The organism is Bradyrhizobium sp. CCBAU 65884, assembly GCF_028128835.1.
Lineage (GTDB): Bacteria > Pseudomonadota > Alphaproteobacteria > Rhizobiales > Xanthobacteraceae > Bradyrhizobium > Bradyrhizobium ottawaense.
Genome location: NZ_LBJU01000116.1, coordinates 86059 through 100222, shown reverse-complemented (window position 1 = coordinate 100222; position 14164 = coordinate 86059). Strand labels below are relative to the sequence as shown.

General features: G+C 66.0%; 14 protein-coding genes. 5 read left to right on the top strand and 9 right to left on the bottom strand.

Annotated features, from left to right (window positions below; genetic code table 11):
- Positions 1-173: 173 nt before the first annotated feature.
- The gene (locus XI03_RS18320) at positions 174-1079 is read left to right on the top strand and encodes an alpha/beta fold hydrolase (protein ID WP_271592865.1); all 906 of its coding nucleotides are present in this window, start codon (positions 174-176) and stop codon (positions 1077-1079) included.
- On the opposite strand, the gene XI03_RS18315 is transcribed toward XI03_RS18320, so the two are convergent.
- A complete protein-coding gene (locus tag XI03_RS18315) occupies positions 1076-1534 on the bottom strand; it encodes a nucleoside deaminase (protein WP_038947486.1) in 459 nt (152 codons plus the stop codon). The genes XI03_RS18320 and XI03_RS18315 overlap by 4 nt on opposite strands.
- 120 nt (positions 1535-1654) lie before the next feature.
- Between XI03_RS18315 and XI03_RS18310 the strand changes: the two genes are divergently transcribed.
- On the top strand, positions 1655-3784 hold the full coding sequence (locus XI03_RS18310) for a pseudouridine synthase (RefSeq protein WP_271592864.1): 2130 nt from the start codon (positions 1655-1657) through the stop codon (positions 3782-3784).
- Between the two features lies 1 nt (position 3785).
- Entirely contained in the window at positions 3786-4340 is a 555-nt protein-coding gene (gene rsmD / locus XI03_RS18305; RefSeq protein ID WP_095424801.1) for a 16S rRNA (guanine(966)-N(2))-methyltransferase RsmD, read from the top strand.
- 120 nt (positions 4341-4460) lie between these two features.
- Here the strand turns inward: rsmD and mutL are convergent, their stop codons facing one another.
- Positions 4461-6275 (bottom strand): DNA mismatch repair endonuclease MutL, encoded by a 1815-nt coding sequence (gene mutL, locus XI03_RS18300; protein WP_271592863.1) that lies wholly within the window; start codon positions 6273-6275, stop codon positions 4461-4463.
- A 255-nt stretch (positions 6276-6530) separates the two neighbouring features.
- Here mutL and XI03_RS18295 point away from each other — a divergent pair, with 255 nt between their 5' ends.
- Positions 6531-6848 carry a ribbon-helix-helix domain-containing protein gene (locus XI03_RS18295; protein ID WP_095424803.1) on the top strand — a complete coding sequence of 106 codons (318 nt, stop codon included), beginning with the start codon at positions 6531-6533 and terminating at the stop codon, positions 6846-6848.
- A gap of 220 nt (positions 6849-7068) precedes the next feature.
- On the opposite strand, the gene XI03_RS18290 is transcribed toward XI03_RS18295, so the two are convergent.
- Genes XI03_RS18290 through XI03_RS18275 form a run of 4 tightly spaced genes read right to left on the bottom strand, consistent with a single transcriptional unit; the run spans position 7069 to position 10034 of the window.
- Positions 7069-8637, bottom strand: coding sequence for a GMC family oxidoreductase (locus XI03_RS18290; RefSeq protein ID WP_018321944.1), 1569 nt, complete (start codon positions 8635-8637; stop codon positions 7069-7071).
- A 30-nt stretch (positions 8638-8667) separates the two neighbouring features.
- The gene (locus XI03_RS18285) at positions 8668-9216 is read right to left on the bottom strand and encodes a gluconate 2-dehydrogenase subunit 3 family protein (RefSeq protein ID WP_271592862.1); all 549 of its coding nucleotides are present in this window, start codon (positions 9214-9216) and stop codon (positions 8668-8670) included.
- A gap of 35 nt (positions 9217-9251) precedes the next feature.
- On the bottom strand, positions 9252-9647 hold the full coding sequence (locus XI03_RS18280; RefSeq protein WP_028140132.1) for a VOC family protein: 396 nt from the start codon (positions 9645-9647) through the stop codon (positions 9252-9254).
- Positions 9648-10034 (bottom strand): c-type cytochrome, encoded by a 387-nt coding sequence (locus XI03_RS18275; protein ID WP_028140133.1) that lies wholly within the window; start codon positions 10032-10034, stop codon positions 9648-9650.
- Positions 10035-10335: 301 nt separating this feature from the next.
- Here XI03_RS18275 and XI03_RS18270 point away from each other — a divergent pair, with 301 nt between their 5' ends.
- Positions 10336-10644 (top strand): hypothetical protein, encoded by a 309-nt coding sequence (locus XI03_RS18270; RefSeq protein ID WP_028140134.1) that lies wholly within the window; start codon positions 10336-10338, stop codon positions 10642-10644.
- Between the two features lie 70 nt (positions 10645-10714).
- Here XI03_RS18270 and arfB read toward each other — a convergent pair whose 3' ends face one another.
- From arfB to XI03_RS18255, 3 genes are all read right to left on the bottom strand, one after another.
- The gene (arfB, locus tag XI03_RS18265) at positions 10715-11131 is read right to left on the bottom strand and encodes an alternative ribosome rescue aminoacyl-tRNA hydrolase ArfB (protein ID WP_271592861.1); all 417 of its coding nucleotides are present in this window, start codon (positions 11129-11131) and stop codon (positions 10715-10717) included.
- Positions 11132-11247: 116 nt separating this feature from the next.
- Positions 11248-12615, bottom strand: a complete 1368-nt coding sequence (locus XI03_RS18260; protein ID WP_271592860.1) for a M16 family metallopeptidase — start codon at positions 12613-12615, stop codon at positions 11248-11250.
- Positions 12612-14006, bottom strand: coding sequence for a M16 family metallopeptidase (locus XI03_RS18255; protein WP_404515391.1), 1395 nt, complete (start codon positions 14004-14006; stop codon positions 12612-12614). The genes XI03_RS18260 and XI03_RS18255 overlap by 4 nt, the downstream gene beginning before the upstream one ends.
- Between the last annotated feature and the right edge of the window lie 158 nt (positions 14007-14164).

Here is a 14164-nt window from a genome sequence, read left to right as displayed (position 1 = left end):
AGCTAGCTTGGCGCGGTCGTTGTCACCGGATGGCCACATGTGCACCCCAGAATGTCTAATCAGTCGCGGGGCTTACTGACCCCGATGATGATACCGGTACTGTGCATGGGGTTGTTTTCGCAATTTTAGGTGTCGGGGCCGGCCCCGACTGACCCTTTAAAGGATGCAACAAGATGTCCGATCTCGCCGACCTCTATCCGGGCTTTGCCTCCGAATGGATCAATACCTCCTTCGGTCGCATCTTCGCCCGCGTCGGCGGCAGCGGGCCGCCGCTGCTGCTCCTGCACGGCTTCTCCGAGACCCATGTGATGTGGCACCAGGTCGCGCCTGAGTTGGCCAAGCACTTCACGCTGATCATCGCCGATTTGCCGGGCTATGGCTGGTCCGACATGCTCGAGAGCGATGCGCTGCACATCCCCTACAGCAAGCGCGCCATGGCCAAGGCGATGGTGGAGGTGATGGAGCGGCTCGGTCACGTGCACTTCGCGCTGGCTGGCCACGACCGCGGCGGCCGCGTCTCCTATCGCCTCGCGCTCGACCATCCGGGCCGGCTGTCGAAGCTCGCGGTGCTCGATATCCTGCCGACCTATAATTACTGGGAGCGGATGAACCGCGCCTACGCGCTGAAGATCTATCACTGGACCTTCCTGGCGCAGCCCTATCCGCTGCCGGAGACGCTGGTCTCGAGCAATGGCGAGTTCTTCCTGCGCTTCAAGATGGCGAGCCAGACCAAGTTCAAGACATTGGATGCGATCGACCCGCGCGCGCTCGAGCATTACATCGCCCCGTTCCGCGATCCCGCCCGCGTGCATGCGATGTGCGAGGACTATCGCGCCGGCGCCTATTTCGACTACGACCTCGACAAGGCCGATTTCGAAGCCGGCAAGAAGATCACCATTCCCATGCTGGCGCTGTGGGGCAATGCCGGCGTGGCCCAGGCCGCGGCGACGCCACTCGACACCTGGCAGCAATGGGCGACGAACGTGGTGGGCATGCCGGTGGATTCCGGTCACTTCCTCACGGAGGAGAACCCGGATGTGACAGCCCAGGCGCTGCGCGAGTTTTTCGCAGGCAGCTAGCGCCGCTCGCGAAAGAACTCCTTGAGCAGCCGCGCCGCCTCGCTCTCGCCGACTCCGGAATAGACGTCCGGCGCGTGGTGGCAGGTCGGGGAGGCGAAGAACCGCACGCCGGACTCGACCGCGCCCCCCTTGGGATCGGCGGCGCCGTAATAGAGGCGCCTCACCCTTGCAAACGAGATCGCGCCCGCACACATGGTGCAGGGCTCCAGCGTCACGTAGAGGTCGCAGTCGACGAGGCGCTCGCTGCCGATCTTTTTCGCGGCCTCGCGCAGCGCGACGATCTCGGCATGGGCGGTGGGGTCATAATCGGTCAGCGTCCGGTTCGCCGCGGTGGCGATCACCTCGTAATTGCGGACCACCACGCACCCGATCGGAACTTCGCCCGCTTTTCCGGCATTTTCGGCCGTTCTGAGCGCCAAATCCATGAAGGAGGGGGCTTTCAAGCCTCGTATCATCGCCAGAAACCTGCTAGTAGCTGCGCCTTCAGCAGAAGTGCTTACCGGTTTTGCCTGGGCATGCGGCTCCGAACGAGCGCGCACAATGCCTAACGGCCACCCCCTTGAGTGAGATCATTCATGCCTCGCGACAGCGACAAAGACAACGATTCCCGCGGCCGGCGAGGCCCGGCCAAAGGCGGCCGTTCCGGCAAGGCGCGCGGCCCCGAGAAGAAGTTCGCCAAGCGCGGTTTTGAGGGCAAGAGCGAAGGGAGGGGCGATCGCGACAGCCGCCCGCCCCGTGGCGACCGCGACAACCGCGCGCCCCGCGAGGGTCAACCGTTCCGCCGCCGCGAGGAGGGCGATGCCCCGCGCCGCGATTTTTCCGACCGTCCCCGCTTCAAGCGCGATGACCGCGGCAGCGAGGGTCGCGGCGAGCGCAGCTTCAAGCCGCGTGGCGACCGTCCGTTTTCCGATCGCTCCTCGCGTGATGGCGAGAAGCGTCCCTTCAAGCCGCGTGGCGATCGCCCCTCCTATGGCCGCGACGACCGTCCGCCGCGCAGGGATCGCGACGATTCCCGCCCGGCCGGCCGGACCGGTGACAGAAAGTTTGGCGACAAGAAGCCCTACGCGCCGCGTGGCGACCGCCCGGAACGCAAGTTCGACGGCGAGCGGAAGTTCTCGCGGGGCGCACCCGATCGCGGGCCGCGCGAAGATCGTGGCGAGCGCAGTTTTAAGCCGCGTGGAGACCGCCCGAATTTCGATCGCGGTGATCGTGCGCCGCGTGGCGACCGTCCGGAGCGCAAGTTCGACGGCGAGCGAAAGTTTTCGCGAGGCGCACCTGATCGCGGCCCGCGCAAGGATTTTGGCGGCCGCGACCGCGGCGGGGACAAGCCCTGGCAAAAGCGCGAAGGCGGCGAGGACCGTCCGCGGTTCTCGCGCTCGCGCGACGATCGCACATCGGGCGATCGTCCGTTCCGCGAGCGGCCCAAATTCGATCGGCCGCGCGAGGACCGTCCGAAATTCGATCGGCCCCGTCGCGATGGCGATGGCGACCGCGGCGGGCGTGGCGGTGACCGGCCGAAATTCAATCGTCCGCGCGAGCGGTCGGAAGGCCGTTCCGATTGGCACGAGCATCCGCGCAGCGAAGGCCGTTTCGGTGATCGCCCGCGCCGTGAAAACGAAGACGATAGCAGGATTTTTGAGAAACGCCCCGCCTTCGGCGGCCGCGGCGCCTATCGCGAGCGCGACCGTGATTTCGACCGGCGGCCGCGCCGGGAAGAAGAGCCGAAGCCGAAGAAGGCCGGCGAGCGCATCGCCAAGGCGCTGGCCCGCGCGGGGCTTGCCTCGCGCCGCGATGCCGAGGAGATGGTCACGCAGGGCCGCGTCACCGTCAACGGCCGCGTCATCAACTCGCCGGCGCTCGACATCACCAAGAACGACGTCGTTCTGGTCGACGGCAAGCCGTTGCCGGAGCGCGAGCGCACGCGGCTGTTCCTCTATCACAAGCCGCGCGGGCTGATGACCACGCATGACGATCCCGAGGGTCGTCCGACCGTGTTCGACAATCTGCCCGAAGGCCTGCCGCGGCTGATCTCGATCGGCCGGCTCGATTTCAATACCGAGGGCCTGCTGCTGCTCACCAATGACGGCGGCCTCGCGCGGACGCTCGAGCTGCCGGACACCGGCTGGCTGCGCCGCTACCGCGTCCGCGCCCATGGCGACGTCACCCAGGCGCAACTCGACGAGCTCAAGAACGGCATCGAGGTCGAGGGCGTCAAATACGGTCCGATCGAAGCGACGCTGGAGCGCGACCAGGGCGCCAACGTCTGGCTGGTGTTCGCGATCCGCGAAGGCAAGAACCGCGAGGTGCGCAATGTCTGCGCCCATCTCGGGCTCGAGGTGAACCGGTTGATCCGGGTCTCCTACGGTCCGTTCCAGCTCGGCGAGGTGCCCGAAGGTCAGGTCGAGGAGATCAAGTCGCGCGTGCTGCGCGACCAGCTCGGCGACAAGGTGATCGAGAAGTCGGGGGCGCAGTTCGACGTGCCCTCGAAATCCGCCTCGCGCGTCGACGATGCGCCGCGCGAGACGAAGCCCGCCAGCAAGCGTGCCGTCATCAACGACCGCAAGGGCCGCCGCGTGCTGGTGCAGCGCACCGGCAGCGAGGAGGCGCGCGAGCGCAACGAGGAGGAGGCGAGCGGCTACGGCCCGCCGCGCCGTCCGAAACGCGGGTATCACGGCAAGCGCGACCTGACGCCGAAGGAGGACTAGCTTGCGCGTCGTCGGCGGTCGTTTGAAGGGGCGCAATCTCGCCTCACCGTCCTCGCGCGACATCCGCCCCACGGCGGACCGCCTGCGCGAGTCCGTGTTCAACATCCTCGTGCATGCCTATGACGATCCGATTGAAGACGCGCGCGTGCTCGATCTCTTCGCCGGCACCGGCGCGCTCGGCATCGAGGCGTCGTCGCGCGGGGCGAAGTTCACGCTGTTCGTCGATAATGGCGCGGAAGCGCGGGCGCTGCTGCGCAATAACGTCGAGTCGCTCGGCCTCGGCGGCGTGACGAAAGTCTATCGCCGCGATGCGACCGATCTCGGCCCCGCGCATCCCGTCGAGCCGTTCTCGCTCGCGTTCCTCGATCCGCCCTATGGCAAGGGCTTTGCGGAGAAGGCGCTGGCAAGCTTGCGCGATGGCGGCTGGCTCACGCCCGGCGCGCTGCTGGTGGTGGAGGAGGCGAAGGCCGCGCAGTTCGCGACGCCGGAAGGTTACGAGGAATTGGAGCGGCGGGCGTATGACGACACGGAGTTCGTGTTTTTGAGGAGATCGTAGTCTCGCTCTCGTAGGGTGGGCAAAGGCGCAACGCGCCGTGCCCACGATCTCCGCATGATCGAGAGAGGTGGTGGGCACGCTACGCTTTGCCCACCCTACGGCACCGTCACCACGGCACCGTCACCTTCGCCCGAACAGTTTCTCCACATCGCTCAGCTTCAGCTCGACATAGGTCGGCCGGCCGTGGTTGCACTGCCCGGAGTTCGGGGTGTCCTCCATCTCGCGGAGCAGGGCGTTCATCTCTTCCGGCCGCAGCCTGCGGCCGGCGCGCACCGAGCCGTGGCAGGCCATGGTCGCCGCGACGTGCATCAGGCGGCGCTCCAGCGGCAGCGCCTCGTCCCATTCGGCCATGTGCTCGGAGAGATCGCGCAAGAGGCCGCCCGCATTGGTCTTGCCGAGCAGCGAGGGTGTCTCGCGCACCGCGACCGCGCCGGGGCCGAAGGATTCGATGGCGAGGCCGAACGATGCCAGCTCCTCGCTGCGCTCCAGGAGGCGCTCGACCGTCGCCTCGTCCATCTCGACGATCTCGGGGATCAAGAGGATCTGCCGCTGCACGCCGTTCGCGGCCAGCGAGGCCTTCAACCGCTCATAGACGATGCGTTCATGCGCGGCGTGCTGGTCGACGATGATCAATCCGTCGCGGGTCTGCGAGACGATGTAGGTCTCGTGGATCTGCGTGCGCGCCGCGCCGAGCGGGCGGTCGACGAGGTCGCTGACGGGCTGCGACTCGATCCTCACGTCCGCACTGGGCGTGCCGACGTCGAAGGCGGCCTGCGTGCGCTCTGCGAAAGCGGGTGCGGCGGCACCTTCAAATGACGGCATCGGCGCAACGGGCGCGGACGGCGAAGCCCGCCAGTCCCAGCTTGCGGGGCGCGGCGGCGTGAAGGCCGGCCGGAACGAGGACAACGCGCTCTCACCGCTGTTGGCGGCCGTGCGTCGGCCCTCCCGCGCGAGGCCTTCCTTCAGCCCGTGCACGATCAGCGCGCGGACGAGGCCGGCGTTGCGGAAGCGCACCTCGGTCTTGGCCGGGTGCACGTTGGCGTCAACCTCGCGCGGATCGAGCGTGACGAATAGCGCCAGCACGGGATGCCGGTCGCGCGGCAGATAGTCGGCATAGGCGCCGCGCACCGCCCCCAGGATCAGCTTGTCGCGGACCGGGCGGCCGTTGACGAAGAGATATTGCCCGAGCGCATTGGCTTTGGTCAGTGCAGGAGCTGCGGCATAGCCGCTGACCACCACGCCCTCGCGTTCGGCGTGGACTTCGAAGGCATGGCTGCGAAACTCGGCGCCCAGAATGTCGCCGAGCCGCGTCAGCCGTCCGGCCGCGCCGGGCAGCGCGGCAGCCCAGGTCACCGGTGCGCGCTCCTCGCCCGCCAGCGTAAAGGCGATATCGGGCCGCGCCATCGCGAGGCGCCGCACCACCTCGCGGATCGCCTCGGCCTCGGTGCGGTCGGTCTTCAAAAATTTCAGCCGGGCCGGCGTTGCATAGAAGAGGTCGCCAACCTCGACGCGCGTGCCATGCGCCAGCGCCGCCGGCATGATCTCGGACTTCTCGCCGCCCTCGACCGTGAGCGCCCAGGCGTGCGGCTCACCGGCATGCCGGGTGGTGATGGACAGTCGCGCCACCGAGCCGATCGAGGGCAGCGCCTCGCCGCGGAACCCGAGCGTGCGGATCTGCAGCAGATCCTCGTCGTCGAGCTTGGACGTGGCGTGGCGCTCGACCGCGAGCGCGAGGTCTTTCGCGGTCATGCCGCCGCCGTCATCGGTGATGCCGATCCGCCGCCGCCCGCCGCCGTCGGTGAAGACGTCGATCCGGCTCGCGCCGGCATCGATGGCGTTCTCGACCAGCTCCTTGACCACGCTCGCCGGCCGCTCGACCACCTCGCCGGCGGCGATGCGGTTGACGACCTGTTCTGGCAATTGGCGGACGGGCATGAGGTTCTGAGTTTAGGCTTACGAATCTGGATTCGCGGACAGCGCTATTCTAGGCCGTGTTGCGTCAAAAGCATGTGTTGGGCAACAGCCGTGCAGCCGCCTGGGGAAGAGGGCTACCTATCACATTGAAGATATTGAGCGTTCGAGAAAATTGCGCAACCCGGGATCGGCCGACATCCGACGACGGTCCGGATTGTGAGCTGCCGGGCAGCGGTGTAGCATCGTGAAAAAACGGCAACAGGACGGGAGGACGCCATGTGCCATCTCTTCGCGCATCAGCCCCAACGTGATTACGAATCCCAGACCCGCTCCTTGCGGATCGATGGCCATTGCACCTCGATCCGGCTGGAAATGGCGTTCTGGGACACGCTGGAGGAGATCGCGGCCAGGGAGAATATGAGCGTCGGCAAGTTCCTGACCACGCTCTACAACGAGGTCCTCGACCATCACGGCGAGGTCAACAATTTCGCCTCGCTGCTGCGCTGCTCGTGTCTGATCTATCGCTCGAAGAGCATGGCGACGGTGCCGGAGTTCAAGGCGACGGTGGCGCCGATTCTCGATGCGGCGGAGTAGCAGTTGGGCGCGAGCACGCTTCCACAATGTCGTCCCGGCGAACGCCGGGACCCATACCGCGTGATCTCGCTGTTGCAGAAGGTCGGTGTACCGAACGATCAATCTTCGCCGAATGTCTCCCTGTGGTTATGGGTCCCGGCGTTCGCCGGGACGACACCTTGGGTGTGGATACGCAATCCCTCAACGTCGCCATCGCTGGCGCGGTGACAACACCCCCTCCTCAAATCTCCTTCTTCTGCATCGCCCCCGCAATGTAATCCGCCTGCCGGATCGCCAGCGCGACGATGGTCAGCGTCGGGTTGCAGGCAGCCCCGCTGGTGAACTGGCTGCCGTCCGAGACGAACAGGTTCTTGACGTCGTGGCTCTGTCCGAACTTGTTGACCACGCCGTCGCGCGGCTTCTCGCTCATGCGGTTGGTGCCGAGATTGTGGGTGCTCGGATAGGGCGGCGTCGGATAGGTCACGGTGGCGCCGACGGCGTCGTAGACCGCAGCGCCCTGCTTGTAGGCGTGCGCGCGCATCGCGAGATCGTTGGGATGATCGTCGAAATGTACGCTCGCGACCGGCTGCCCGAACTTGTCCTTCACGCGAGGGTCGAGCGTGATGCGGTTGGTCTCCTGCGGCATGTCCTCGCCGACCAGCCACATGCCGGCCATCCTGGGATAACCGTCGAGCGCTGCGGTGAATGGACGGCCCCAGGCGCCGGGATTGAGGAACGCCGCCATGAACGGCAGCCCGATCGACAGCGTCTCCATCTCGTAGCCGCCGACGAAGCCGCGCTTCGGATTGTTGGCGGCTTCATCGCGGATGATCCCGGCCATGGTGGTGCCGCGATACATGTGCACGGACTTCTCGAATACGGCATAGACGCTGCCGGTCATGTGCCGCATGTAGTTGCGGCCGACCTGGCCCGATGAATTGCCAAGGCCGTCGGGGAACATGGTCGAGGCGCTGTTGAGCAGCAGCCGCGGGCTCTCGATCGAATTGCCGGCGACCGCGACGATGCGCGCCTTCTGCCGTTGCATCGCGCCGCTCTCGTCGGCGTAGACGACGCCGGTGACCTTGCCCCCAGCGTCATGCTCGATCTTGATCGCCATGCTGCTCGGTCGCACTTCGAGATTGCCGGTCGCCTCGCCCTTGGGGATCTCGGTGTAGAGCGTCGACCATTTCGCGCCGGATTTGCAGCCCTGGAAGCAGAAGCCGATCTGCTGGCAGGCGCCGCGGCCGTCGCGCGGCTGGCTGTTGATCGCCATGTTGCCGGTGTGCACCGTCTTGTAGCCAAGCTTCCTGGCGCCGGCTTCCAGCACCTTGAAATTATTGTTGCCGGGAAGGCCGGGAATGCCGTTGGTGCGGGTCACGCCCATCTTGTTCTCGGCCTTGGCGTACCACGGCTCCATTTCGGCGAGGGTAACCGGCCAGTCGAGGAGGTTTGCGCCGGGAAGGTTGCCGTAGGTGCTCTTCACCCTGAACTCGTGCTCGTCGAAGCGCAGCGAGGCGCCGGCCCAATGGGTCGTCGAGCCGCCGACCGCCTTGACGATCCAGGCGGGAAGGCCGGAAAAATCCTTGGCGACGCGCCACGTGCCCGACGTGGTGCGTGCATCGGTCCAGGCGAGCTGGGAAAAACTCTCCCATTCGTCGTTGACGAAGTCGTGGTTCTCGATGCGGGGACCCGCTTCGAGAATGACCACCTTGACGCCCTTCTGCGCGAGCTCGTTGCCCAGCGTGCCGCCGCCGGCACCGGAGCCGACGATCACCACAACGCTGGAGTCGTTCAGATCGAATTTTGCCATATGCGTTCTCCTGAACCGTTGGGGTGGGTCTCAAGCCTTCGGCAGCCAGTCGATGTCGGCGAAGCCACGGTTGATGTAGCCGCCGTGCTCGGCCGAGGAGCCCTCGTAGCCGAAGCGTGGCCAGACCTCCTTCTGGTTGTAGAGCGACACGATGAGGTCGCCGCGCACCTTCTGGAAGAAGTCGCTTCCCTCGATCTCCTTCAAGAGCACGACCCGGTCGGCTTCCCATGGCACTTCGACATAGGGCACCTTGTGGCGATCCCGCGCATTCTGATCGAGCCGCGTGATGCCGTCGCTGATCAGCGACTTGACGGCGGGATCCTTCGCCGCCTTGCCGTCCCACGGCTTGATCGCGGTGATGTAGTAGTTGTCGCCGAGCACGTCGTGCGGGTAGATGTCGCGCGCGACTTTCAGCAATGTCTTCATCGTTGCGGGCGAGAGCGCGCTGGAATCATCGGCCCACGCATCCTCGATGCTCACAGCGACGCTGGTCGCGACGGCCACGACCGGCACGGCGGTCGCTGCGCCCTTGAGAAAGACGCGGCGGCTGTGCTTGCTTCGACGATCGACTTCTCTCATGGCATTCCTCCGTCAATTTTGATTTTATGATTGGATCAGTTGAAACGTCCGCCCCGCTGGATCACCTCGATCTTGTAGCCATCGGGATCGCTGACGAAGAAGAAGCGCGCCAGCGTCCTGCCGTCGTGCTTGAAATCGCGTAGCGGCCCCGGCGCGAGCTTCTCGCGCTCGAAGCGGGCATGCTCGGTCTCGAGATCCTCGACCACGACGGCGAGATGGCCGTAGCCGTCGCCGGGCTGGTACGGCTCCTTGCGATCGAAATTCACCGTCAGCTCGACCTCGAAAGGTGAGGAGGGGTGACGCAGATAGATCAGGGCAAAGTCCGCGAATTTCAGATGGTCGGCGACTTCGAGGCCGAAGGCACGCCGGTAGAAGTCGAGCGAGCGCGCTTCATCAAGCACGCGGATCATGGAATGCACCGGCTTTGCCATTCAGTGCTGCTCCTTCAGGTAAGCGATGATGGCGGCGCGCGTCTCCGGCTTGCCTTGCCGGTAAGCCATGACGACGCCGGGAATGACGGCCTGCGGATTGGTCAGCCACGCGTCGAGCCGGGCTTCGTCCCAGGTGAAATCCGCGTTCGCGAGGCCTTGCGAATACCTGAAGCCCTCGACCTTGCCGGCGGGACGGCCCACGACCTTGAGCAGCGGCGGGCCCTGGCGCGCCGGCTCCGACAGGCTCAACGTGTGGCACGCCGCGCATTGTTGCTTGAAGAGTGTCGCGCCGGCTGGCGGCATCGCGGCCGGCAAAGGCATTTGCGCGTCGGCAACCCGCACCACCAGCACCATCGCGGTGCACAATCCCAGCACGAACGCGCGCATCGTCTAGAGCCGCCCATCCACATCAACCTGCGCAAACTCTAGGCGGCGTCAGATGGGCGGTGGTAGTAGCGGGCTGTTTCGTTGCGCGCGGAGATGCTCGTGATGCGCACTGTTCCGCGCCGCCTTATATGCGGAGCACAATTCCGCGAAACCGCCGTCAAATCCCTAAACGATCACCACACCATGCGCATTGCATGACGATTGCGCCGCTCGAATTCTCGACGCGATGCAATGGCCCGGTACAGACGAGCGGCGTGAAAGCCGCCGGGCCATTCATCGCGAAAAAATCCAGGAGAAATGGATGAAGTTGGTCAAGACCTCGATGATCGCATGCGCTCTGTCGGCTCTCATTGCGACGCCCGTTCTCGCGCAAAGCGCGCCCCCCACCGCCAAGCCGGGCGGCACCGTGCAGAGCAAACCCATGCAAGGCAGCACGATGGGCAGCGGCGACGAGGAGATGAATGCTCAGCCGGGCGCGGCGGGCGAGAAGGCCGGCATGAAATCGACCAAGGGCACCAGGGGTACGGTCGGCACCACGGGCAGCGCTGCGCACAAGGGAACGGCCGACGATGCGGCGACGGGCGGCGCAGCCCCTTCCAAGCGTTACTAGTCCAGCCGCGTAAGACGGCACAACTCCGGTCGCCTCGCGGCCGGAGTTTTTTGCCGCGCTAATTAGCTAATTAGTCGTCGAAGCGCCCGCCGCGTCCGGCCTTGACGTCGCTGCGGCGCTTCTTGCCGTCGAGCCGGCGCTGCTTGGAGGCAAAGGTCGGCCGCGTCGCGCGCCGCGGCGTCGGCCGTATCATGGCTTCGCGCAGCATCTCCGTGAGGCGGTCGATGGCATCCTGGCGGTTGCGCTCCTGGGTACGGAAGCGCTGCGCCTGGATCACGATCACGCCGTCCTTGGTCATGCGCTGACCGGCGAGGCGGGCAAGGCGCAGGGCCGCATCCTCCGGCAAGGTCAGCTTGCTGGCGTCGAAGCGCAGCTGCGCCGAGGTCGCGACCTTGTTGACGTTCTGCCCGCCCGGGCCGGAGGCGCGGACAAAGCCGATCTCGATGTCGTCCTCGTCGATGACGAGATCGCGGGATATCCGCAGCATGGTGGCACCATTCGTGATGTCCGGACATATCGCGGACGTCCACGTTCGGCAATGGCGCATCCTGGAAACGCAAATGGCCGGGCGGAGCCCGGCCATTTCAGCAGACGTCAGGGGTGTCAGTTCGACTTCGTCGCCGGAGCCGCGGACGGCTGCGCCGCGGCCTGCGGGGCGCGGCCGACGACGACGGTCAGGAGACCCTGGCCCCAAAGGCGCTTGGCGGCGGCCTTGGCGTCGTCCAGCGTCACGGCGTCGACAATGGCATTGCGCTTCTCGATATAGTCGATCGGCAGCTTGTCCTGCTGGTACTGCAGCAGCGCCTGCGCCAGCTTGGAGGAGGTGTCGAGCGCCAGCATCTGCGAGCCCTTGAGGTAGGACTTGGCCTCGTCGAGCTCCTTCTGCGTCGGGCCTTCCTCGGCGATCCGGCGCACTTCCTTGTCGATGGCGTCGATGGTGTCGCCGGCGCGGTCGGCGCGCGTGCCGGTATTGCCGATGAACACCGCCGAATGCTCCATCCAGAGCAGCGATTCGAACACCGAATAGGCGAGGCCTCGCTTCTCGCGGACCTCGCGATAGAGCCTGGAGGACAAGCCACCGCCGCCGAGGATGTGATTGACGACATAGGCCGCCATGAAGTTCGGATCGCTGCGCTTCACCCCTGGGCCACCAAAGGTGATCACGGTCTGCGGCACGTCGAGCGTCACGAAGGCGCGCTGCGGCGGCTTTGCGGCCTCGACGTCCGGAACCGGCGTGAGGTTGGCCTTGGCGGGCAGGCTGCCGAATGTATGGTCGAGCAGCTTGCCGAGGGTCGCCGGATCGACGTCGCCGACGACAGCGATCTTCAGCCCATCCTTTGCAAGCACGCGGCCGACATAGTCTTTCATGTCGGGGACCGTGATGGTCGGCACGCTGTCGAGGTTGCCGTTGGTCTGCCGGCCATAGGGATGATCGCCGAAGGCGACCTCCAGGAACTTGCGGCTCGCCAGCGAGGTCGGATTGGTGGTCTCGCGGCGCAGGCCCGAGACGACCTGCGAGCGGATGCGTTCGACATCGGCGGTGTCGAAATGCGGCGAGGTCAACGCGCTCCTGAGCAGGTCGAAAGCCTCGTCCTTGTTGTCGCGCAACATGCGCAGGCTGCCGCGGAAGGTGTCGCGGGTGGCGCTGAAGGAGAGCTCGATGGCGCGGCGGTCGAGCCGCTCGTGGAAGGTCTTGGAGTCGAGATCGCCGGAGCCTTCGTCGAGCAGGTCGCCGACCAGGTTGGCGACGCCCGGCTTGTCCTTGGGATCCTGCGCCGAGCCGCCGGCAAAGGAATATTCCATGGCGATCAGCGGCACGGTTGCGTCCTGCACGAACCAGGCTTCGATACCGCCCGGCGAGATCAGGTGCTGGATCTTTGCGGCCGCCTGTGACGGCGAGACCGCAGCGAGCGCGAGCGCAGCGCCGGTGGCAAAAGAGAATGCAGCGCGTCGAAGGAAGGGATAGGTCACGAACGCTTCTCCTCGCGCTTGGTGGCGGCAGTGTCCTTGATCAGATAGCCCGTCACCGAGCGCTTCTTCTCGAGCCATTTCTGCGCAACGGCGCGGACCTGCTCGGCGGTGACCGCGCGGATGCGGTCGGGCCAGCTCCTGATGTCCTCGATCGACAGGCCCGTGGTCAGCGCGCCGCCATACCAGCGTGCCAGCACCGCCTGGTTGTCCTGGGCGTAGATCGCCTCCGCGATCAGCTGGGTCTTGACCCGCTCCAGATCCTCGGCGCGGATCGGGTTCTGCGCGACGTTGGCGATGACGCCGTCGACCGCCTGCTCGACCTCGGCAAAGCTGACGCCGGGTTTCGGTGAGGCCGAGATCGCGAACTGGGTCGGGTCGAGTGAGATGCTCGAATAGCTGGCGTTGGCGGAGACCGCGAGCGGCTTGTCGACGACGAGGGCGCGGTAGAGATAGGAATTGCTGCCGCTGCCCATCAGCTGCGCCAGCACGTCGAGGGCCGCGCTTTCACCGGCCGCGGCCGTGGTTGCCGAGGGCACCAGATAATAGCGCCGCATGCTCGGCTGCTCTACGCGCGGGTCGGCCAGCGTGACGGTGCGCGGCGCGGCGGGCTCCGGCTCCTGCGGACGGACGCGCCGCGCCGGAATCGCTGATTGCGCCGGGATGGAGCCGAAATTGCGCTCCACCAGCGGGCGTATGTCGGCGGCCTCGACGTCGCCGGCGATCACCAGGATCGCGTTGTTCGGCGCATAGAAGCGGCGGTAGAAGGCGAGTGCGTCCTCGCGGTCGAGCTTCTCGATCTCCTGATGCCAGCCGATCACGGGACGGCCGTAGGGATGATTGAGATAGAGCGCGGCCATGATCTGCTCGTTCAGCCGCGCGTCCGGATTGTTGGCGACGCGCATATTGTACTCTTCGAGCACGACGTCGCGCTCGGGCAGCACGTTCTCGTCCTTCAGGATGAGGCCCGTCATGCGGTCGGCCTCGAACTCCATCATGGTCGGCAGCTGCTCTTTCGGCACGCGCTGGTAATAGTTGGTGTAGTCGACCGAGGTCGAGGCGTTCTCGTTGCCGCCGACGCGAAGCACGGTCTGGGAGAATTCGCCGACGGGATGCTTCGAGGTGCCCTTGAACATCAGGTGCTCGAGGAAGTGGGCGAGGCCGGACTTGCCCGGCGTCTCGTCGGCCGAGCCGACCTTGTACCAGATCATCTCGGTGACGACGGGCGTGCGGTGGTCGGGGATCACCACGACCTGCATGCCGTTGCTGAGCGTGAAGCTGGCGGGCGGGGCCGATGTTACCGTGGTCTGGGCAAGGGCCGCGCCGGCCGAGAGGATGCTCGTCGAAAGCAGCGCGGCAAGGAGGCAGGCAGCCGATCGGTAAGAGGACATCATGATCCTTTTGAAAGGCCGAGGTCCGGATGTCCGGCTCGGACGGCACGGCATGCTACACCGTGAGGCTGAGGCTTCGCGTCACGAAGCAGAGAACTCAACGCGGTGGCAAGTTACTGATCAGCAATTTATGCGCCTCGGCCGGCGTACATGAAGCGCCG